At 65.5% G+C, this 22,201-nt stretch carries 16 protein-coding genes; 9 read left to right on the top strand and 7 right to left on the bottom strand.

Going from position 1 to position 22,201, the window contains the following annotated elements; genetic code table 11:
* The first annotated feature begins 175 nt into the window (after window positions 1-175).
* The 3 genes from istA (at window position 176) to F6X51_RS27715 (ending at window position 4,554) form a co-directional block, all read left to right on the top strand.
* The gene (gene istA / locus F6X51_RS05575) at window positions 176-1,675 is read left to right on the top strand and encodes an IS21 family transposase (protein WP_150962217.1); all 1,500 of its coding nucleotides are present in this window, start codon (window positions 176-178) and stop codon (window positions 1,673-1,675) included.
* A complete protein-coding gene (gene istB, locus F6X51_RS05570) occupies window positions 1,672-2,514 on the top strand; it encodes an IS21-like element helper ATPase IstB (protein ID WP_150962216.1) in 843 nt (280 codons plus the stop codon). The genes istA and istB overlap by 4 nt, the downstream gene beginning before the upstream one ends.
* Window positions 2,515-3,936: 1,422 nt before the next feature.
* Window positions 3,937-4,554: a DUF4214 domain-containing protein gene (locus F6X51_RS27715; protein ID WP_191970017.1), complete on the top strand. Its 618-nt coding sequence runs from the start codon at window positions 3,937-3,939 to the stop codon at window positions 4,552-4,554.
* A 516-nt stretch (window positions 4,555-5,070) separates the two neighbouring features.
* On the opposite strand, the gene F6X51_RS05560 is transcribed toward F6X51_RS27715, so the two are convergent.
* The 6 genes from F6X51_RS05560 to F6X51_RS05535 form a co-directional block, all read right to left on the bottom strand.
* On the bottom strand, window positions 5,071-6,183 hold the full coding sequence (locus F6X51_RS05560) for a class I SAM-dependent methyltransferase (protein ID WP_150962214.1): 1,113 nt from the start codon (window positions 6,181-6,183) through the stop codon (window positions 5,071-5,073).
* 51 nt (window positions 6,184-6,234) lie between these two features.
* Window positions 6,235-6,432 carry a hypothetical protein gene (locus F6X51_RS05555; protein ID WP_150962213.1) on the bottom strand — a complete coding sequence of 66 codons (198 nt, stop codon included), beginning with the start codon at window positions 6,430-6,432 and terminating at the stop codon, window positions 6,235-6,237.
* Window position 6,433: 1 nt separating this feature from the next.
* On the bottom strand, window positions 6,434-6,715 hold the full coding sequence (locus F6X51_RS05550) for a hypothetical protein (protein WP_150962212.1): 282 nt from the start codon (window positions 6,713-6,715) through the stop codon (window positions 6,434-6,436).
* Window positions 6,716-6,883: 168 nt separating this feature from the next.
* Window positions 6,884-8,392: a DUF4214 domain-containing protein gene (locus F6X51_RS05545; protein ID WP_150962211.1), complete on the bottom strand. Its 1,509-nt coding sequence runs from the start codon at window positions 8,390-8,392 to the stop codon at window positions 6,884-6,886.
* A gap of 1 nt (window position 8,393) precedes the next feature.
* On the bottom strand, window positions 8,394-11,474 hold the full coding sequence (locus tag F6X51_RS05540) for a class I SAM-dependent methyltransferase (protein ID WP_150962210.1): 3,081 nt from the start codon (window positions 11,472-11,474) through the stop codon (window positions 8,394-8,396).
* Window positions 11,475-11,990: 516 nt separating this feature from the next.
* Window positions 11,991-13,895 (bottom strand): hypothetical protein, encoded by a 1,905-nt coding sequence (locus F6X51_RS05535; RefSeq protein WP_150962209.1) that lies wholly within the window; start codon window positions 13,893-13,895, stop codon window positions 11,991-11,993.
* 253 nt (window positions 13,896-14,148) lie between these two features.
* Between F6X51_RS05535 and F6X51_RS05530 the strand changes: the two genes are divergently transcribed.
* Window positions 14,149-14,589, top strand: a complete 441-nt coding sequence (locus F6X51_RS05530; protein ID WP_150962208.1) for a helix-turn-helix domain-containing protein — start codon at window positions 14,149-14,151, stop codon at window positions 14,587-14,589.
* A 55-nt stretch (window positions 14,590-14,644) separates the two neighbouring features.
* Here F6X51_RS05530 and F6X51_RS05525 read toward each other — a convergent pair whose 3' ends face one another.
* On the bottom strand, window positions 14,645-15,739 hold the full coding sequence (locus F6X51_RS05525) for an FkbM family methyltransferase (RefSeq protein WP_150962207.1): 1,095 nt from the start codon (window positions 15,737-15,739) through the stop codon (window positions 14,645-14,647).
* Window positions 15,740-16,061: 322 nt separating this feature from the next.
* Here F6X51_RS05525 and F6X51_RS05520 point away from each other — a divergent pair, with 322 nt between their 5' ends.
* From F6X51_RS05520 to F6X51_RS05500, 5 genes are all read left to right on the top strand, one after another.
* Window positions 16,062-16,742 (top strand): class I SAM-dependent methyltransferase, encoded by a 681-nt coding sequence (locus F6X51_RS05520; protein ID WP_150962206.1) that lies wholly within the window; start codon window positions 16,062-16,064, stop codon window positions 16,740-16,742.
* Window positions 16,739-18,499 (top strand): glycosyltransferase, encoded by a 1,761-nt coding sequence (locus tag F6X51_RS05515; RefSeq protein ID WP_150962205.1) that lies wholly within the window; start codon window positions 16,739-16,741, stop codon window positions 18,497-18,499. The genes F6X51_RS05520 and F6X51_RS05515 overlap by 4 nt, the downstream gene beginning before the upstream one ends.
* A complete protein-coding gene (locus F6X51_RS05510) occupies window positions 18,496-20,871 on the top strand; it encodes a glycosyltransferase family 4 protein (RefSeq protein WP_150962204.1) in 2,376 nt (791 codons plus the stop codon). The genes F6X51_RS05515 and F6X51_RS05510 overlap by 4 nt, the downstream gene beginning before the upstream one ends.
* An 8-nt stretch (window positions 20,872-20,879) precedes the next feature.
* Window positions 20,880-21,389: a hypothetical protein gene (locus F6X51_RS05505; protein ID WP_150962203.1), complete on the top strand. Its 510-nt coding sequence runs from the start codon at window positions 20,880-20,882 to the stop codon at window positions 21,387-21,389.
* Window positions 21,390-21,478: 89 nt separating this feature from the next.
* A complete protein-coding gene (locus tag F6X51_RS05500) occupies window positions 21,479-21,892 on the top strand; it encodes a hypothetical protein (RefSeq protein WP_150962202.1) in 414 nt (137 codons plus the stop codon).
* Window positions 21,893-22,201 lie beyond the last annotated feature (309 nt).

The following is a 22,201-nucleotide window of genomic DNA, read 5'->3' as shown; positions in this document are numbered from 1 at the left end:
AGGTTTGGGCCATGGACTTCAGGTCCGATCGTCTTTTTGACGGGCGTCCGTTTCGGATCCTGACCGTCTGTGTAGGGCGGTGACAAAACCATCCACTGGAGCGTCGGCGTCGTGCTGATGCGGGCGGCGTAAAAGCCGGCCAGGGGAGAGGCTTCTCTTTCGAGAGGAGCCGAGGATGTTCGCCGTGGAAGTCTACGCGGCCGTTTGGCAGTTCGTGTTTATCGAGGGCAACTCTCGGCGTGAGGCGGCTCGGGTATTCGGGCTCAGCCGAGAGACGATCGCCAAGATGTGCCGGTTCTCGCTGCCGCCGGGCTATACGCGCTCGAAGCCGGTCGAGAAGCCGAAGCTGGGACCGCTGCTGCCGGTGATCACGGCGATCCTGGATGCAGACCGAACGGCACCGGTCAAGCAGCGGCACACGGCCAAGCGGATCTTCGAGCGTCTGCGCGACGAGCACGGTTATGCCGGCGGCTACACAGTGGTGAAGGACCACGTGCGGATCTGCCGATCGCAGGGACGGGAGACCTTCGTGCCGCTGGCCCACCCGCCCGGCCATGCCCAGGTCGACTTCGGCGAGGCGGTGGCCACCATCGGCGGCGTGCGCCGGAAGATCCATTTCTTCTGCATGGACCTGCCGCACTCCGACGCCTGCTTCGTGAAGGCGTATCCGCGGGAGACGACTGAAGCCTTCCTCGACGGGCATTGCGCCGCCTTCGCCTTCTTCGCGGGCGTGCCGCTGTCGATCCTGTACGACAACACCAAGATCGCGGTGGCCAAGATCTGCGGCGACGGGCAGCGCGAGCGCACGCGCGCCTTCACCGAGTTGGTGAGCCACTACCTGTTCCGGGATCGCTTCGGCCGTCCGGGCAAGGGCAACGACAAGGGTAAGGTCGAAGGGCTGGTCAAATACGTCCGGTCCAACTGCCTGACCCCGGCTCCGGAAGCGGCCTCGTTCGAGGCGCTGAACGCCGATCTGGAGCGACGCTGCCTGGCGCGGCAGGACGAACGCGCCGGCCGGCATGCCGAGAGCATCGGTACGCGGCTTGTGGACGACCGTGCGGTCCTGCGTGCCCTGCCGGCGGTGCCGCTGGAGCCGTGCGAGAAGCGGGCTGGCCGCATCTCCTCGACTGCGCTGGTGCGCTATCACGGCAACGACTACTCGGTGCCCACCGCCTACGGCTTCCGGGACGTGCTGGTGAAGGGCTTCGTCGAAGAAGTCGTGATCCTGTGCGGCGGGGTCGAGATAGCCCGGCACGAACGCAGCTACGGCACCGGCGTGTTCGTCTCCGATCCGCTGCACTACCTCGCGCTGATCGAGACCAAGCCGAACGCCCTCGACCAAGCGGCGGCCCTCCAGGGCTGGGATCTGCCCGAGGTGTTCCAGCACCTGCGCCACCTCTTGGAGGCGCGCATGGGCAACCGGGGCAAGCGCGAGTTCATCCAGGTGCTGCGCCTGATGGAGGCGATGCCTCAGGCGGTGGTGGCCGCAGCCGCCACGGAGGCGGTCCGGCTCGGGGCGATCGGCTTCGACGCGGTCAAGCTGATCGCGCTGGCCCGGCTCGAACACCGACCGCCCCGGCTCGACCTGGCGGCCTACCCGCATCTGCCCGGAACCACGGTGCGGACCACCGTGGCCGCCGACTACGCCGTGTTGGTGCCGGAGGTGGCCGCATGAGCCCGGCGCGCGACGAGACCACGCCGGGCGTCCTGCTGGCTCACCACCTCAAGCAGCTCAAGCTACCCACGGTGCTGCGCGAGTACGACAAGGTTGCCCGTGAGTGCGCCCAGAGCGGTCTCGACCACCCGCGCTACCTACTGCGGCTGCTCGAGCTTGAGCTGATCGACCGTGAGCGGCGCATGGTCGAGCGTCGGATCCGGGCGGCACGCTTCCCGGCGGTCAAGAGCCTCGACACCTTCGACTTTGCCGCGATCCCGAGCCTGAACAAGATGCTCGTGCTGGAGCTGGCGCGCTGCGGCTACATCCTCGGCCGAGAGAACGTGATCGCGCTCGGCAACTCGGGCACCGGCAAGACCCACATCGCCTTGGCTCTCGGCCTGGCGGCCTGCCAGAAGGGCTTCCCGGTCACGTTCACCACCGCGGCCTCGCTGGTCAACCAGCTCCTGGAGGCGCGCGACGAGCGCCGCCTGCTCAGGCTTCAGCGCGAACTGGCCGCGGTCAAGCTCCTGATCGTCGACGAACTCGGCTACGTGCCGCTGTCGTCGACGGGGGCGGAGTTACTGTTTGAGGTGTTCTCCCAGCGCTACGAGCGCGGCTCGACCGTGGTGACCTCGAACCTGCCGTTCGAGGACTGGACGTCAGTTCTGGGCTCGGAGCGGCTGACCGGTGCGTTGCTCGACCGGCTGACCCACCACGTCAGCATCCTGAGCCTGAACGGCGACAGCTACCGTCTCAAAGCCTCCCGCAGCCGGCGCGGCCGCGCCGGCGGGGCGGAGCAAACCCAGGCCAGCGCCGATACTCATGATCCCGAGACTGGCGAGGTCCTGCCGACCTGACCCTTACAATCAATGACGAAGGCTGAAGGGGACCGCCCAGGCTTCTTCAGCGTTCAGCCGACCCGCCGCCAGTGGCCCGGTTTTGCTCCGCCACAGCGGCCCGGAATTGGATCGCCCTTTACACGTCGAGGCGAAGCGAGGTGCCGAGTGTCGATCTCTTTCGCATGCTTGGGTTCCAGAGCCGCCCGAAGCTCGTCGAGTTTCGCATCGTTAAAGGTGCGAGCTTGAGGCGTGGGGCTCGGGGATTGCGCCGATACCGGGACAACTGAGCAGATGAGGGTTGTCGCGAAAACAGTGTATCGCATGAGACACTCCTTTCCGGAGTAAACTGGGCGATACTGAAATTGTCCTGTGCGGGTCATACAAAAAATCCCTCAGGCCGAAGCCTCGGGGCCAGGTTTGCATCACTCACGCGGGGCCAACGGGTTGAGTGCTGCCGGCTTTAATCCTGCTCATCTCCAGCCATGTACCGACCCTCGTACAAATTTGCCTCGATGAAACGATATGATCATAAATTAAAATTGGCCACAATTTGTATAAATCTGAACATTGAATTGGAAATTTAGTACTAAATGCACCCTATGTGGTCTGAGTTAATGCAACCGTTACGTGACATACACCTTATCGCTAAAAATCTAGACTTGGGGGTGAGAGATTGTAACAGGGTTGAACGCCATGACGCTGCGTCACACAGATCCATTGCTCGACGATGACGATTTCTCTCCTCCGCACTGGGACTTCAGTGATCGCGGGCACAATCATATAAAGGGTGATGACCACTCATCTGGCGGTGGCATGCACACGCCCAATCACGGGCAGGCCCACAACTCGGATCATGGGTACCCGCATACGCCGGACGGGGGGATGCCCCCTCCCAGCGATCCAACAGGCACAGATACGTCCGGAGGCACCGATACGCCCGGTGGAACGAACCCGCCTGTTGGCTCGGGTACATCTGGAGGCACAGGCACGTCAGGAGGCACAGGCTCTTCCGGCACTGGCGGAAATACAGGCGCGGGTGGTACGGGGACTGCCGGGGGTGGCGGTACGGATACCGATGGGTCTGGTGGCACGGACACCGCTGGCGGTGGCGGTACAGACACGGGTGGGTCTGGTGGCACGGACACCGCTGGCGGTGGCGGTACAGAAACGGGTGGGTCTGGTGGCACAGATACGGCCGGTGGCGGTACGGGTACCGATGGATCCGGTGGCACCGACACGGCCGGCGGCGGCGCCGGCGGCGGCGGCGGCGGGTCGGGCCCCGATCCGGACAACGCATTCTGGTTCGGCTCCTACACCCACTACATCAACAGCACCGGCGGGCAGGTCTACGCGCTGTACGAGGGCCTGCTGGATCGTGCCCCCGATCCCCTCGGCGAGGGTTGGAACATCCTCCTCGACCGCGGCACGAGCCTCGGCGATGTGACGCAAGCCATCCTCACCTCGCCCGAGGGCCAAACCCACTTCAACGCCACCAGCAACGCCGGCTTCGTCGAGCAGCTCTACCAGACCGTGCTGGAGCGATCCGGCGACGCGGCGGGCGCTCAGTTCTGGACATCGCTCCTCGACAGCGGTTCGACAACGCGAGCCGCCGTGGCGGACAGCTTCGTCTTCTCATCGGAGCACTTTGCGCAGCTGCAGCCGGCGTTCGAGGCGGGCATCTTCGTGCCCGATCCCGGCAACACCGACGTCGCGCGCCTATATTACGGGCTGCTCGACCGGGCTCCCGACACGACCGGCCTGCAGGGATGGTACGCAGCGGCGCATGACGGACCCTCGTTCTCGCCGATCGCCCAGGCCATTCTGGCCTCGCCCGAATACGCGGCGCTGCATCCGACAGCCCTGACGAACGCACAATTTGTGGAGTCGCTCTACGAAGGCGCGCTCGGACGCGGGGTCGATGCGGTGGGTGCGCAGTTCTGGGGCAACGCGCTGGCCTCCGGTGCGACGCGGGCCGATGTCGCGGTCGCGATCTCGGACAGCCCAGAGGCGAACCAGCACCTGAGCCCCGTCATCGAAGTGGGGTGGGTCCTCGCGTAAACCTTACTGACCGACAGCGGTCAGACTTCTAGCACGCACCAGCGAGACACCCCGCACGCCCTTTGGCTGCGGGGCTGAGGTGTTCGTCAGAGAACGGTCTCGTCGGATGCGATCGGCGGTAAAATGGTCCAGCGGGATCGCGCCGGGGCTTCACACCGGCTCCACGGGCATCGGCCGCTGCGGCACGTCGCGCACCTGCAAATGTGAGGTGGGCGCAGAAGGAAGCCCGCCGCGGTTGGGCGGGCGGGCTGAAGGTTCGGAAGTCTCAGCTACGAGTGTCCGCATCGGTCGACCCAGCGTGCGCCCTTTGGTTCAACCCCGCCGATGGCGTACTGCGGCGGTATCTGGGGGCTGGTGATGTCAGCGAACGGGCGGGCATCGCGCTGCTTTGGCGGTTCGGTGCTGCAAAATTTCGCGGACGGTCTGACTGGCGGCTGACATTAGCAGGAGACAGGGAAGCCAGATTGTCTCCGTGGGGAGAGCAATCGATAAGTGGCAGCCGCCCGCTTTCATTTCTCACTTCCTCAGCGAAGTGCGCGCTCCGATAAGCTTTCGGAGCAGCTGCGCAGCTTTCCCTGCGAAGTTCTGCGCCACCTGGGCCGAGCCAGTCTTGCTCCGCTTTCTCATCCACAGGCCTCCGCCGGCGTTCTTTGCCATCAGCGGTGACGCTTCCAAGACCCGTTCCGGGAAAAGCTTCGCGAACGCATCATTGAAGAACAAAATTTGATAGCTTTCGTTATTCATCAAAAACGCACGGAGTAGATACAACTCGTTCCAAGACCTGTTGTCTTTAACGACCCACTGATATGGGTATTCAAAATTTGCAAATGCATCATGGAAATGCACTATCACTCCGTCTTTCAGCCTTGGAAGTATCTCGAAAATTTCATGATTGACATCGCTTCCGGTTCGAGAAACGTGAGTGGTGTCAAGGAAGAGAATGTCGTTCGCATTAAGTGTCTCGAACAAAGATAGATCAACAGCTTGAATGCCGCTGTTTATGATGTTTACTCTATCCACATCAGATTCTCGTAGAAGGGAATTCAGTCTATGTGGGTGCGGCTCGATGAATGTACAGATAGGGCTGAGTGTCATCCCGGCCTTGTCGATAGTGTCCAAAATCACGGCGCTCGAAAATCCTGAGCCTACTTCGATGACTTTTTTCGGCAAGAAATGCTGCAACATTGCGCTGAGGACTAGCGCGTCGCCGTAGCCATAAAAGTCATTATGAAAATAATACCGGAAATCGTTGTCGGCCTCGAAAGGAAAGTTGATCTTGGTGAAACGGTTCGACAGGGATGTGAACAATTTCTGCATTTCAGAATAATCTATATTCACATCAAGGAGTGGCGTTTTCTCTTGATGTTGCAGATGCCTCAACAGTGAGGGCTGCGAAACGTCAACGATTGGCGAATAATAATGCCCAAGCGGCACAAATAACGGCGCGCTTTCTAGTCCGGCTGCAAGCAATCCAGCTTCATGTGTATTACTCAACTCAAGAGTATATTCGACAGCTCCGCTGCCGAAGTTTACCCGGCTTAGTCCTTCTTGAAGTTCTACATCAGAAGGCTTTCGTCCCATAATCGCGGAGAAAACAGTTCTGACGAACGCGCTGTCTCTTTCCTGCACTATTTGCTCCGATCAAGGAAAATAACAGAATAGTGATCTCGTTTTGCTTATTCACGGTGTCGAATAAGCGTTCCCAAAGCGGTAACAGGCTTCCGCCGAATCTGCAATCAACGCCGGTGCGAGGCCTGAAGCCTGAAACGTAAAGAGCACCCCAGGGCCGAAGCCCTGGGGCGTCCTCGAGTCGGCGTCGATGATGGCGGTCTTACCGATACGGTCGCGGACCACCTCGCGACGCGCGAAGCGGATCACCTCAGCTCCCGCTCCAACCCTGGGCGGGTGCTGCGCGTGCTTCTCGGAGGCGGCGCTCCTCGCCGAGATGCCGATCGACGGCTCGCTCGACCGGGCGCTCGTCGAAGTCTTCCTCAACCACCTTCGCGACCGCGAACATGGCGGCCGAGATGGTCTTCAAATCATCGGTCTGGAGCCGAATGTTGTCCGCGATCGACGCGATGGCCTCGAAAAGGTCGCGCACCGGGCCGGCGGTCAAAAGATTTTCACCGTCCGCGGGATCGCCAGCCAGCTTCTCCGGCATGCCGTCGCTCTTTGCGGATCGCGAAGGTGCTGGTGAACTCCTCCGCTGGCTTCGCAAGCTGACGCAACTCCTTGGGCGGGCTTGGTTGTCAAGGAAAAGACGGATGCAGGGTGCGCCGGTTCGCAACTCCGGTGCGACCCGATTCACGCCAAGTCTATACAAGCACGCTTACGGCTCTGCCGGCAGTAACCCCCGTGCCCCGGAGGCCAGCCGCGACTGGTACTCCGGTGAGGTGGTCAATTGGGCGATAACCTCACCCCGCCGGTCTAGATCTCCGGCGATGACGGATTGGAAATAGGCGAGGCCGTCTGCATCCGGCGGACGATGCAGAAGCATGTGGTAAGCGTAGCGAAGGAAATACGTGTCCGTCTGATTCGAATCCCGCGCGAACCGCCAGACGCGTTCCCGCTCCCAGGCCATGAAGCGGTCGAGGGCCGCGCGGTTGGTAGCCTCGTCCAGTCTGCCGTGGAGGGCGAGGAGCGCCGCTCTGACCTGCGGATTGGCTGCCAGGTAGGCCCGGGTGCCGAAATTTGGTGACGGCACGCGCTCGTTCAGCCATCCCGCCCGGGCGTAGTCAGCAAGCGGATCGAGTTCCGCGCTCTCGATCTCCGAATATTTTGCGAAGTAGTACTCCGTGTCAAAATCGCGGAACACCGTCCGGAAATCCTCGTCGAGGCTCACCCGCGGCGCCCCGGAGTTCCGCGCGTGCAACGACGCCGCGAAATCCAGGACGTCGAGGCCCACACCGCCTCCGGACGGCACCGGGCGTTTCGAGACCTCGCGGACGGTCAGTAGTGGGTCGGCGGGAGAGATCCCGATCGAGAGCTGGACGGAAGGTGAGACGCGCAGGTTGCGGCGCTGGTCGATCTGTGCCCTGGCCGCCCGCCAGCCCTCTGCCTTAACCGCATCCACCGCGCGGTCGACCTCGGAGGTGTTGCTGCCATCATCCTTCCAGAAGTAGTCCCCGATGAGCGTGTCTTTGTGCCGGAAGCTCGCTCTGTACTTCGCGCAGAGGCGCAGCAGGAAATCATAATCTTCAAGGCACCAGAATTTCAGGTCGAAGTACAGGTCCTCGGCGTCAATCCGCCACCGCTCCAGCACGTAGCTATGGATCGGGCAGAAGTTCTCCCGGAAAAGGTCGACGATCCCCGACCCGTTGAACATCTTGTGCTTTTTGAGGACGATGCCGCAATCGTCGAACAGGTCGACCCACTTCACATTGATTCCGCCGAAGGCCAAGGCGTAACCAGTCGAGGCGAGCTCCCGCACGACGAGCGTGTAGGCATCGGGATAGATCACGTCGTCGTAGTCCAGGAACGCGAGGTAGCGCCCGCGCGCGTTCCGGATCCCGAGATTGAGCAGGGCGGAGCGGGCGTCTTTCGGCTCCTCTCCCTCGAAATTCAGAAGGTTGAGGGTGACCCCCGTGGCGAGTTCGAGGATCGGGGCAAGCACGGCCTTGGTCGCCGCGATATCATCTTGCGTGAAGCGCTGCGTGCAGAGATGGATCGTCAGGGGGCGATAGCGCTGGCAGACGAGCGAAAAAATGCAGCGGGAGAGTTCCGCCAGCCGCTTCGCATCATGAAATCGCACGATCACATCGAGGCGACCATCCGCATAGGTCCGATCCTCCTCGGGGGAGGGCGGTACGTCCTGGTCAACGGGTTGGTCATTCAGCATCTCACCACCTCGTCGCTGCGAAGCTGAAGGTGTGCTCGAAATCGGCGACGTCCCGGCGGCTCGCGAAAGCGGGGATCTGCGGGATAACAGGGATGGGAATCCTGGCGTTGCCGAACTCAGCGCGCAACATCTGCTCGAAGGCGTCTCCGCCCCACTTCCGAGCCAGGATGATGCCGGAGGTCAGGAAATGCGCGTGGACCGAGCGGTCGTAGGGTCGGTCGATCACCGGATGGTAGTAGATCGCCCGCGGGCAGGTCTTCACCTCGAAGCCGGCCGCGCGGGCGCGCCAGGACAGGTCGACATCCTCGCAATACATAAAGAATCGCTCGTCGAAGCCGCCGATGGCTTCGTAAATCGCGCGCGGGATCAGGAGACAGGCCCCCGAGGCCCAAGGCGTGTCGAAGCTCGTGGTGTCGTAGATCTTCGGGTGCTCCTCGGGCGATTGCACCGCCTCGATCAGGGCGGTCTCGCGGGCGGCCTGCGCCATTTGAACCAGCGCCTGCACGCATTCGGGATGGAAGGCGCCATCGGGATTGGCTGCGACGTAGTACTCCTCCGAGGGACCTGCTGGGGTATGATTGCTGAAGGCCTCCGCCATCAAGCGATTATGGCCGGCTCCAAATCCAATATTACCCCGGCTCTCCACAAGATGGACCGATGGATCGCGCAGGAGGTCCGGCTCGGTCGGCTGGCCATTATCGATCAGCAGGACCCGCCCATTCTGCGAGAGGCCAGCTTCTCGCAATGCCAAGCGGGCACTGGCGATCGTCGTGGCGAGTTCAGCCGGGTCATTGTTGTAGGTGACGATACCGACCGTGACGTGGGCCGGCCGGATGATCTCGCTGGAACCGAGCACCTGACGCCGGATCCGATCCCGCTCCTCGAGCCAGGTCCGGCTCCTCTTGCGTCCCTGGTGTCGTCCGATCCGAAGGTAGTGGATCAGCGGGTCCATCCCGGCGGCCCGTACGTCGGGGTGCCGGTCGAGGTACCATTCGGGGTCGAAGTCCGGGTGCGGCTGCGGCCGCAATCCGGCCGCGACCGCATCGAGATAATGCAGGAGTGGGCTCTGCCCGGTCGGGACCTCCGGGTTCTGCTGACGGTACCAGGGGGCGTTGAACAGGTGGTTGGGGTCGGAGTTCTTGACCACGCCCACCGTCAGATAGTGCAGCAAGGGATCGATCCCGGAGTCACGTACCTCCGGGCGGCCATCGAGGTACCACTCCGTCTCGAAGAGACCCGAGGCGGCGATGCGCTTCCAGACGGCCAGATCGACGAAGCGTCCGTCCTGCTTGCCCGCCTGCAGGTAGTGGACGAGCGGGTCGCCCCCCGCGGCTCGCCCGTCGGGGTGCCGGTCGAGGTACCATTCGGGGTCGAAGTCCGGGTGCGGCTGCGGCCGCAATCCGGCCGCGACCGCATCAAGATAATTCAGGAGCGGGCTCTGCCCGGCCGGGACCTCCGGGTTCTGCCGACCGTACCAGGCCACGTCGAACAGGCGATTGGGCGCGGCCTGCGCGAGCACGCCGACCGTAAGGTAGTGCAGCAACGGGTCAATTCCGGAGTCTCGCAGATCCGGATACTGGTCGAGGTACCACTCGGGCTCGAACAGTCCCGAGCCCGCGATGCGCTTCCAGCTCGCCTGGTCGATGAAGCGTCCTTCACGCCGGCCCGCCGTCAGGTAGTGGATCAGGGGATCCATACCGGCGGCGCGTACGTCCGGGTGCCGGGCGAGATACCAGGCGGGATCGAAGTCCGGGTGCGGCTGCAGTCGCGAGCCAGCCGCGACCGCATCGAGATAGTGCAGCAGAGGGCTCCTTCCGGTGCACGCCTCTGGGTGCCGTTCGCAGTACCAATCCGCATCGAACAACGGGTTCGGATCCGCGTGCTGCGCCACACCGACCTTGAGGTAATGCGCGAGGGCGTCGCCCCCGGCCGCGCCCGCATCCGGATGCCGCTCGCAGTACCAGTCCGGATCGAACAAGCCGGAACTTGCGATGCGCGCCCGTTCTCGTTCGTCCGCGGTCCGACGGTTCGACCGCGCCAGGATCCGCCGCATGGTTGCGCGCGCCTCGCCCAGGATCTGTCGGCTCCAGCTGCGAACCGCCGGGCGCCCGGCCGAGGCGCGGGGAGACTGTGTCGCCATCCGCGGTGCCACGCGTGTCTCCACGGGATCGACGCCGGAACCTGGGCCGCCGGTCTGATCCGACCCTTGCGCTCCGGGGGCATCGGAGGCGGGCGGAGGGTCACGGTCCACGACGATCAGCGCTTCCGGCTCCTGAACAATGTGCGCCGGCTCCGTCGTGTCGGTTGACGGCTCCTGGGCGTCGCCCGCGCTGGGGCGATCCACGAGGGCAGCCCCGAGCCGGGCATAGGTCTCCCGCACGGAATCCTGGACGTCGCTCGGCGCGTTGAGGAGTTGCGTGATCGCCGCGGGACAGCGCTCGCCGACGGCGAGAACACCGAGTCCATGGCAGTGGGGAAAGTTGAGCGAAGGGTAGGTTCCGTTCAGCTCATCCCAGAACTTCCACACGCCGAAATCTCGCTCAAGCACGGTCGTATCATGGAACAGCACCACGGCGCGGTCCGACAGCTTCGCACGCCAAGTCTCGAAGTCGTGCTTAACGTCCTCGTAGAAGTGACGGCCGTCGATGTGCAACAGGTCTATCGAGCCATCTTCGAACTGATCGACGGCGTCGTCGAAGGTCGAGCGGATGAGACGGGAGAAGTCGGCGTAATGCTCGTCGTGATAGGCCGAGAGCGCCTCGAAAATATGCTCGCCGAACTCGCCCCCGTGCTCATCACCCTTCCAGGTGTCGACGGCATGGCAGGTGGTGTCGAGCCTCAGGCGCCGAATGGCTTGGCAGATCGCCAGATAGGAGTAACCCCGATACGTCCCGAGCTCGACGAAGCTGCGCGGGCGCAAGGTCTCCGTCAGCCAAAACGCGAAGGGACTGTGCTCGGTCCAGGCGGATGCCACCATCCACTCGGGTGTCCAGAACGATGCGGGCGTCAGGAAAAGCCCGAACGTTCCGGCCATTTGCGGGTCATCGCTCGATTGCAGATGATCTTCGGCAAATGACTGCACGAAAGTTCCTCCAAATCGCTTGGTCGAGTGGTTTACTCTTCTGCCGGAACTCTCTTACAGATTCCGGTTTCAGTAAAGTGCCGGCGACACAACTTGATTTTGCTGTGGCCGTGGCTTCCCGGGGCCGGAAGCTGAGCGGCCGTACACAGTTTCCAGAACGCACGCAAGGCTGGGTTCCTGTCATTCGTGCTGCGGTCATGCTTCCCGATTGCGGCCGGGAGAGGACATGTCCTCGATGTTGATCGGTCGCGACGCCGAGGACACGTCGAGGGGAGCTTCCGCCATCCCTCGGTCGAAGGTGGGCCGGCTCCATCCGCCCTCGTCTCGTGGTCCGACCGCTCCTTGTGCGCGGCGACACCGGCAGGGGGACCGCGCGCGGACGCCGCTCGTCCGGGAGCCCCGGCGATCTCGCCCGGTCCAATTTCGCGAGGCATGTCCTGACGGCTGCATCGATCAAGCCCATCGCGCCGCGTGCGGGCTCCCCACGAAACAGAATCTCCGCGAACGTCATACGATTCAGCCCGAGGCCGTGAGGGCAGCGTACTCGGCCGAACCGTGCAGAGCGCCAACGAGCTGTTCGACCGGCACCGAGGCCTGCGCGGTTTGCGCTTCCCACCAGGCGAGGCCGGCAGGGTCGGCGGCCCGTCCCAGGACCAGGGCGTAAGCCCGCTCGACATCGGTCATGCTGATCGCTGCGGGGTTCGGAGCCGCCAGGGCCCGGATGAAGGCCGACACCTCGAATTCCGCGCCCCGCGCCTCCGCCTCAGCCACCAGGATCTCGGTCAGCGCCACCTTGCGCGCGTGCTGCGCACCGAACGAGGCGTGCGAGGCGATGCGATGGGTTGTCAGGCGCGCGAGCCGGTCCGACCATTTCGCCTGGAAGTAGCGCTGGTTGTAGGCGATTTTCTCCAGCCGCTCCGGGTCGTTCAGGAAGTCGCGCGTCGACCCGTTCTCTTCGTGGAGGAGGTTCACGGGCACCTGATAGAGGTTCACGCCCCGCGAAGCCGCTTCGAGCGAGTAGTCGACGTCCATGACGTAGGCCCAGCGATAGCCCGGATCGAACCCCCCGACCATGTCGATGACCTCCCTCCGGATATAGACCCCGCCGAAAGTCACCCAGTCGACGCGTCGTGGCTTGGCGAACCGCTCGTCGTAGCGCGTCGCGTCCGCAGTGCCGATGCCCGCCGCAACGTCGACGAAGCCGCCGATATGCTTGACGATCCCCCTATCGATCTCACCGCCCGCGCATTGCACGTACCAGGCGCCAGAGGGGTGGCGGACCGGATAGAGGAGATCGCAGCCGATGAGGCCGGCATCGGGCAGAGCGGCGACGTTCGCGATCAGGCGCTCGTACCAAGTGTTCCGGGCGTCGTCCGGCAGCGGCCTCATGTCGGTGTGAACGATAATGACATCGCGGTCGGGGAACTGGTTCCAGCAATGCTCGAAGGCCCGCTCGGGTCCGATCAGGGCCGTATCCTGCCAAAGGTGGAACGGGAGGCGGCGACCTCGCTCGTCATCGAGGCCGAACGCCGCGACGACCCGGTCGCGATGCTCGTTCCTGACGTAGGGACAGAGGATCACCGGATCTGGCCGCGGACTGCCCTGCTTCCGCCGAACGGGCGCGAGTGCGGCACCCCTACCGTCACCGGGTGGCCGAAGCGCCCCGCGTCCCGCTGCCCAAGAACCCGCATGCCATGCGAGAGGGGAGCCCACTGCGCGCCCATCGCCTGGCTGATGATCGTCAGCTGGCTGCGGGGCGGACGTGTGTGGGAAGGGTGCCGGTGCCGCACCTGGTCGCAAGGCTGCCTCGCCCGGGGCTGCGCCGGTCTCGTCGAGCCCGGCCGCCGTCATGGGCGATGCGACCTGCCAGCCCGCATCCGAGATCCGCTCGACCGGGATTGCCCCGGATCGGACCCCCGACCAGATCGCCTCGGCGCCCGCGGCCCGGAGCTTGCGGTAGGGTGTCGCCACGGTGATCTCATCCCTCGGCGGGGCTTCGGTGACCTCTTCCGATCGGGACAAGGGGCGCGGGAGGACCAGGGCGACGGGGCCGCCGCTGCGGGCCCGCAATCCGTCCACGCTGTCCGCACGTGGGATCCCGCTCGTGTCTGACAACAGGATCCAATCCTCGGCATCGGCGTCGAGAAGGCCCCGGGTCACGCAGTCGCGCTGGAAGCGTGCGCGCGCTGCGGAACTCGTGAGATCGGGCGGCTCCTCGGCCACGACGACGTAGCGAAGCTTGCGGTGAAATTCCGTGAACCGGCTCCATTGCTGCCGCAGGAACAGGGGCTTGGCCGTCCCGGCATGGGACCGCGTCGCCTCGACGATCACGAATGTGTCGACGGCGGACCTCAACTCACCGAGACGGAACGCCAGGGCTTCGGCGTCGCCGTCATAGAGCAGGCAGTCGAAGATGCGCATGTGAAATCAAAGGGTGCTTAGCTCGGGTTGTACCGGCGAACTAGCACCTGCCACGCCTCAGAGGAACCGAGACGGCGCGACACGCTCCGACCCGAGCCGCGACGGATGAGGGGGCGGTGCCGCTATGCGGAGGCTGAGCCGGGCAAGTGGCGCCCTTGTCCGAGCGAGCAGCCTTGACAACCAAGTGGGCGGGCCGTTACCGATGAGTATGTGCTATACTGTACAAAACCTCTGCAACTCACGGCTGTAGAAAATGTATACGAACGCCCAGAAGTTGTCGGCGCCTGAGACGCAGGAGCTGCGCCGGGAGGCCGGTAAGCTTCTGAAGCACCTGCGTGAGAAGGCGGGGCACTCGCAGCGCTCGTTCTCGGCCGAGATCGGCTCGCCGCTCTACACGTTCGTATCGCAGGTCGAGACCGGCCGCGGGCGAGTCCCGCCCGACCAGATCCGGGTCTGGGCCGATGCCTACGGCATCGAGGCGCGCAAGTTCCTGCAGATGATCATGCGCTTCTACGACCCAGAGACCTTCGCGGTTCTGTTCGAGGGAAATCCGGAGATCCGCGACGGAACCGCGTTTCCCGAACTCGTGGAGATCGGCGCCGCTGTCGCTGCCGACGACTCTCCGTCCGGAAGCCCCCAGGGCTCCCCGACCCAGGCTGCGCAGGACCCGGACGACGCCGCGCCGGCGGGTTGACGGGTTCTGGTTCGGAACAGGGATCCGGCGGCTCGCCGCCGATCCCCGGGTGGCGTCACTGACGCGCGGCCCGTGATCCCGACAGGTAAAGCGCATCCACCTTGATCTGCAATCGCGCGGTCTGAATCACGGAGATATCGCGCGCATCCCTGAGGCCGTCGACCTCCGCCTGCAATCTCCGGTTCTCCTGCTCGAGGGCCGTGATTCGTGCCAGGCGCGCGTCGGCGACCTCCGTCATCTCCCGCACCAGCGCGTCGAGCTCGACCGCGAAGGCGGCCCGCTCCGCCCTGAGATCGGCCCGGCGCGCGACGCGCTCGGCGGTGAGCTGCGTCACCAGGGAATCCCGCTCCGCCCTGAGATGGACGAGCCCGTCGCGCTCGGCGATCAGGGCCTGGATGCCGCCCTCCGGGATCTCGTCGAGGACGCTGCGCTTGCAGGCGATGTAATCGACGCGTCGATCGGTGAAGGGCAGCCGGAAGTGATCGAACACGTTCGGGGGCACGTCGAACAGGTTCTTGCGCCAGGCGTCCTCGTCGCGCACGTAGTAGCGGTTCAGGCCGTCGAAGTAACAGAATTGATAGCCCTTGCGCAGGAGGCCATCCTCCCAGGAGGTCGAGGCGAGGGCGATGCTGTCTGGCTCGGTCGCCTCGATCACCAGGATGCGCGGGCGCACCGTCGTGAAGGGGTAGGCCTCCAGGATCGCAGCCTCGGCTCCCTCGACGTCGATCTTCAGGAAGTCGACCGTCCGACCGTCGGTGTGACGCTCGAACAGGTCGCCGAGGGTAAGCGCCTCGACGCTGACCGTCCCCTGCGCCGAGCGTCCGCTGCTCGTATGGTGCTCGGCTACATCGTCGACCGTCGTCGAGAGCCCGTCCATCAAGTGCAGGTCCAGCGTGCCGGATCGTCCGGACACGGCCACCGCCAGGTTGAGGTCGTGCGGACGATGCTCACGCAGCAGCGCCTGGAAGCGCGGGTTCGGCTCGACGTTGATGCCGGTCCAGCCCTTCGCGTAGAACCACTGGGTGACGTTGTCGATCACGGGATGGAATGCGCCGATATCGATGTAGAAGCCGCGCTCGATCTCCGGCAGGGCGCGGCGGAGCAGGACGTCCTCGAAGTTCTGCGCGTAGCTGATCATCGGCGGCAGCACCCGCCGCCTGCTCCAGTCCGGCGCCGCCGATGCGGGGGACGGGCCACGGCCCCGCAGGGGCGCGCGACGGTATCGCGCCGCAACCACCCGCCCCGATGCCAGGGGATATCTTCGCACTCTGCTTGCCACGTTGGGTCTCGCCTCGACGGTGGGCCTCTGCTAGGGAGGCGCCGCGTCCTTGATCCGATCGTCCGGAGATTACAGGGGTCCGAGGGAGACGAGAAGCCATCCCGGCAAGCCGATTTGTGATCGCGGCCAGGCGCCTCAGCCGGGCGCGCGTCGCGATGGACGGGATGGTCGATGGAGCGGTTCGGAGATCGTGATGTTTGACAACCTGATGTTCCCGGGCGTCCTGGTCGACAAGTGGCAGATGATGCAGTGGGAACGCATCGGCCTCACGGGCGTGCTTGCCCGGATGCGCCCGCGCGGTGCGCTCGAAGTCGGGGTCTATCACGGCGGCAGCCTGAGCCTGACGAGCCAGTACGCCGAGCACATCATCGCCATCGATATCGATCCCGAGGTACCGAGCCGCTTCGCCTGCCCGGAGAACGTCGATCTGCGGATCGGATCCTCCGAGGAACTCGTGCCGCGAGCCCTCGCGGATTTCGAGGCCCGTGGCATGCCCCTCAACTTCGTCCTCGTCGACGCAGACCATTCCGCCGCTGGCGTCCGGCGCGATCTCGAACTCATCCTCGCCTATCGACCCACCGCGCCGCTCGTGATCCTCATGCACGATTCCGGAAACCCGGAGACGCGCCGCGGGCTCCTCTCGGTCGATTGGGCTGCGAACCCTCACCTGCACTTCTTCGACTGCGACTTCATTCCGGGCCAGATCATCGAGCATGCCGTGACCGAGACCTCCGGCGAGATCTGGGGCGGACTCGGGCTCGCCTATCTCGAAGCCACCCCGCGGGCCGGCGCCCCCGAGATCCGCCAGAGCGCGCGGACCTCGATCCGCTGCCTTCACCATTGCGCGCCCGATCTGACGATGCTGCCGCGATGATCCGTAGCGTGATGGAGGAGACCGCCCCGATGCGGGTGGCCGCGGCGAGGCGCGTCGTCATCGTCAGCAACCTGTTCCCGCCCGTGGTGATCGGCGGCGCGGAGATCGTGGCCCACCGCCAGGCGAAAGCGCTCGCGGCCCGTGGCTACGACGTCGCCGTCTTCGCCGGGGGATTGCCGGAGGCGGGGGCGGAGCCCGGGAGCCTGACCCTTGAGATGGAGGACGGGTTTCCGGTCTATCGGCTCATCCTCAACTCCCTCGCGCCCGCGGAGAACTTCCATTGCTCGGCGAACGCCGAACGATTCCTGTCGGTCCTGGCCGCACACCAGCCCGAGCTCGTCCATTTTCACAACCTTGCGGGCCTGGGCTTCAACCTGATCCCGACGGCCAAGGCCTTCGGGGCGCGGGTCGTGGTAACCCTGCACGATCACGCCGGTCTCTGCTTCAAAAGCACGCTCCTGCGCGACGACGGCAGCCTGTGCGACGACATCGAGGAATGTGCGGTCTGTCTTCCCGCCATCGACGCCCCCGACGGGACGCGCCTGCCGATCCGGCTGCGGCGGGACTACACCGCGTGGTGCCTCAGCCAGGCCGATCACCTCCTGAGCCCGAGCGCCTATCTGGCCGGCGCCCTCGCGGCATCCGGAGTGGTGACCCGACCCGTCGAGCACCTCTCGAACGGGATCAGCGGAGAGCGCGTCCGCGTCCGGCCAAAGCCCGCGCCCGAGCCCGTTGCATTCACCTGCTTCAGCTATCTCGGCGAGCATAAAGGCATCCCGACACTTCTGGCCGCCGCCGAGATGCTCGCCGGCGATCGGGATCTGGAGGGTCGTTGGCACCTGACGATCGCCGGGCATGGGCACCTCGCCGACGCCCTGTCCCGGGACATCGCGGCGGGACGATTCCGGGGGGCGGTCGCCTTCGCCGGCCGCCTCGCGCACGAGCAGGCTCTCGATCGTCTCGCCGAGACCCATGTGGTGGTGCTGGCCTCGCACTGGCCCGAGAACGAGCCGGTGACGCTCCTGGAGGCGATCGCTTCCGGGACCGCCCAGATCGCCACCCGTATCGGGGGTAACCCCGACTTGGTCGACGAGGAAAGCTCAGGCGTTCTCGTCACGCCGGGCGACGCAGCGAGCCTCGCCCTGGCGATGCGCCGCTACATCGACGATCCGGAGCTCGCCTCCGCCCACGGCGCCTACAATGCGGCGCGGCGCGATCGCTTCGACGAGAGCCGGACGATCGAGCGTCTCGTCGGGCTCTACGATCTGCTGGCCGGGCCCGAGACAGCTGCGGAGGCGGCGGACGAGATCCTCGTGATCTGTGGCGGCCGCGTCGGCTCGCGCGAGCGCGCCCTGCAGCTCCAGGTGCTGCTGCACCGCTTTCACCTCGTTGAGGACAAGGTCCGGCGCGTCCGCTTCGTCTGGCAGGGCTGGGCCGATGCGCGGGTCTGGCGCGAGGCCCGGATGCTGTGGCTCTGGGGGGAGGCGGACGAGGCTGAACTGCCCCTCGTGGCGCGCGCCCTGCGCGCAGACATTCCCGTGCTGGCGCCGAGGTCGTCCGCGCAGGTGAGCGCCGCCGCGGCCCAGGACGTCGACCCCTACGACACACTCCTCGATGCCCTCGGCGCGCTCGCCGCCCTGCAGGACGTGCCGGCTCCGGCACGTTCCACGACCGGGAGAGGGCCGGGCGCCGCGCGCTTCCTCAACGCGCTGGCGCCAGCGGAGAGTTTCCAGCTTCCGGTTCGAGCGCCCGCGTGACGTCTCCTTCCCGTCATTTGAACAAACCCCGGGTCCTGATCGCGAATGAGCGATTCATCGCGCGCTTCGGCGTCGACCGGATCCTGATCCTGCTCGCTGAGCACCTTGTGGCGCAGGGCGTCGAGGTTTCCTTCGCCTGCATCCGCTGCGACAGGGCGGTGCTGGAGCGCATCAGTCCCAGGATCGCCGAGATTCCCTTGCCGGACGGGATTGATCTTCTGAGCGCGGACGCGCACGTCCGCGCGCATCTCTTGGCCGCTTGGGCGAGCGATCCCGTCGACGTGATCGTCAGCGGAGGCTGGCCCTTCTTCGAGATCGCGGCCCATGCGCGGAGCGCCGGAGCGCACGGCGTCTTCATCGATGCCGGAGCGGTGCCCCATGATGGCATGCCCCCGGGCGCCCTGCCGGTTCAGCGGGCGCTGCGTCGCCTGCGGCAGGCCACGCTCCCGTCGATCGACACGATCCTTCCGATCAGCCGCTTTATTCAGGAAAGTCAGACCGAACCCGACCGTGGCGGCGATCGCGGCGTCAGAACGGTTCTCCTCGGCTCCGACCACATGGCCCTCGGCGCCGATAACGGGGCGCCAGACGACGCGGCGTCCCGCATCCTCCTCGATGATCTCGACAAGCGGATCTCGGTCGGGGCGCGACCGATCCTGGCGCTCGGCCGGGTCGAGAGCACGGGCTACAAGAACTCCCTCGCGGCCTTCGAGGTCCTGCGCGGCGTGCGGCGCAAGGTGCCGGAGGCGCACCTCCTGATGCTGGCAGGGCCCGATCGCCTCGATCCGCCGCCGGATCTGCGGGAGCACGTGACCGCGCTGCCGACGCTCAGCGACGCCACCCTGCGGGCCGTCATGGAGCGCTGCGATCTCGGTGTCAGCCTCTCGCTCTGGGAGGGATTCAACCTGCCGATCGCCGAGATGCAGTGGCTCGAGCGCCCGGTGCTCGCCTACAGCCTCGCTGCGCATCCCGAGGTGATCGCCGATCCCTGGTTCCTCTGCGGGTCGGAGGCCGAGATGATCCGCAAAGCGGCCGAGATCCTCGTCGACGGCTTCCCCGAGCCGATCCGAGCTCTCGATCGCTTCGCGCAATTCCGGGATCAGTTCACCTGGGCGGTGACCCTGTCGCAATGGACGCGAGCGATCCTGGCGCCCTGGCGAGAGGCCGCCCCCGCCTCGGTGCGGGAGGCCAGCCGCCGCCTGATCCTCGTCGACGTGTCGAACTCGGCCCGGGATCCTGCCAATTCCGGGGTGATCCGGGTGACGCGCCGCCTGTCCGCGGCTCTCACCCGCCGTCCCGATCTCGACGTCCTGTTTATCAAGTGGAACGGCGCCACCGGCACCTACGAGCGCCTGTCGGCTGAGAACCAGCCGTTCCTGTCGAGCAATGCCGGTCCGGTCGACTGGATCGGTATGACCGCCGACGCCTTCGGCGATCCCGTCTCCCTCGAACAGGTGATGCGGGCCGCCGATCCGCTCAGCGCTTCGAAGCCGATCCTCCTTCTCCCCGAGGTCATCCTCGATGGGTCCGCGGCGGAGCGGGTTCAGTGGGGCCGCGCGCGGGGATGCCGCGCTGCGTTTCTCCTCTACGACATGTTGCCGATGTACGAGACAGGGTACGTCGACGCCGCAGTGACCAGGGCCTTTCCGCCCTACCTTGCGGCCCTTCGCGAATCCGACGCCATCTACGCGATCTCCGGGTTCAGCCTGAGCGAGTGCGAGCGCTGGCACCGTGACCGGGGCGAGACCCTGCCGGAGCGCCGCGAGGTCATTTGGCTGCCGGCGCAGTTCAGCGACCACCCGCGGGTGCTGCAGCCGGCTGCCACCTCGGAGCAGGTGAATATCCTGTGCGTCTCGACTATCGAGCCGCGCAAGAACCACCGCGTCCTGATCAAGGCCTTTCAGGCACTTCGTCGGCGCCGCCCCGATCTGCCGGTGAACCTGCATCTCGTCGGCAACCTCTACGTCGGCGCCGAGAAGCTCGCCCTCTGGGTGCGTCTCGCCGCCGAGGCGGATGACCGGATCGTCTGGCATGGCATCCTGTCGGATGCGGCCATCGCCGAGCAGTATGCCCGCACGACGTTCACCGTCTATCCCTCCCTCGTCGAGGGGTTCGGATTGCCCATCATGGAGAGCCTCTGGATGGGCAGGCCCTGCCTCTGTCACGAGGGCGGCGTGATGGCGGAACTGGCCGCCGATGGCGGGTGCCTGCCCGTCAACATGACGAGCGTTGCCGAGGTGTCTGCCGCCCTCGAACAGATGGCGGTCAACGGCGCCCTGCGGGAGGTGCTCAATCGCCAGGTCTTCACGCGCCGGATCGACACGTGGCAGACCTACGGAAACGCGATCTCGGCGCGCCTCAAGGAACTCTGATGGACCTGATGCCCGATTCTGCGGCGCCGCCGTCCGCACCCCACACGCGCACCGCCTTCGCGGAGGCCGCAGCCCGGCGCCGGGCGCTGTTTACCGCGCGCGATGCCCTGTCGGCCGAGATCCTCGGCGGCGCGGTCACGCGGGCCGACGCGACCTGCGATCAGGGGAGCCCCGGCGTTCCCCCGTTGGAATACGCCTTGCCCAAGCCGGTGCGGCCGCGATCTTGGCTGGCGCGTCGATCCTACGCCGCCAAGCAGCGCGCGCGCCGCGACGCGCTCCTGTCGTCCGGCCTGTTCGACCCGGACTGGTACCGCGCCCGCTACCCGGACATCGAGACCGCCGGGATGGATCCGCTCCAGCACTTCCTCGACCACGGAAGCTTCGAGGGCCGCTCGCCCGGCCCGGACTTCAACGTGACGGTCTACCTCGCGCTCAATCCCGACGTCGTCGCTGAGCCGATCGAGCCCTGGATGCACTACACCCTTCACGGCAGGGCCGAGGGCCGGGCCACGAAATAGGCGGGTTTCTCGGTCCATTGAGCGGCGACCGGGCGTCGGGCTCACTAATCCGCTGCGAAACCCAAAGATATCAAGCGAGAAGGTAGGGAATGATGGCCAATCAAACGGATCAACTCGGCATCTACGTCGATATGGGCAAGAATGCCGTGCCGCGCTTGAACTTCACACTCGGCGGCCACACGACCAATGTCGACATCGATGGGGTCGGCGCCGCCAACCTCGGCTCATCTCTCCTGATGTCGAGCTTCCTCTCCAGCATCGGCAAGGGTGTGCCCGATGGGACGCTGGTCTCCCCTGGGCAACTGCCCGTGCAGACCGTCGATGGCGGCGTCGATCCTGCCACGAACCTGCCGACGCTCAAGCTTGGCCTGATCGGGGGCGCCGAGCTCACCTTGATCTTCTCCGCCGATCTCGCGGCCGTCGGTGCGACGCTCTTAACCCAGCAGACCATCCAGGTGGTCAAGGGCACGTCGGCCGAGGGCACGAACGGGCCGGCGAACTAGGCTCGGACATCGTCAGGCATTCCCGGCCGGGATCCGGAAAAAGGGAGTGAAGGGCGATCGACGCGACCGTGGCTTAAGGTGTCGCTTCGCCCCGGGAACCCGTCCGCTGGCGTCTCCGCGGGGCGAGGTGGGCGACCTGATGAGGCGGGTCGATCCATCGATGCGGACGCCTGGCACTGCAACCCGGCCGACATCATGCCGGCGCGTGACAGGCTGCGCGAGTGACCATCCGGGATCTCGCCGCTCGGGCGGTCGCGGGATCACGGTCGAGAACGACGATACCCGGCTGATCTTTCTCGCCACAAGCCC

It is taken from the genome of Methylobacterium planeticum (genome assembly GCF_008806345.1).
Taxonomy (GTDB): domain Bacteria; phylum Pseudomonadota; class Alphaproteobacteria; order Rhizobiales; family Beijerinckiaceae; genus Methylobacterium; species Methylobacterium planeticum.
This window is presented reverse-complemented; position numbering and strand designations above follow the sequence as displayed.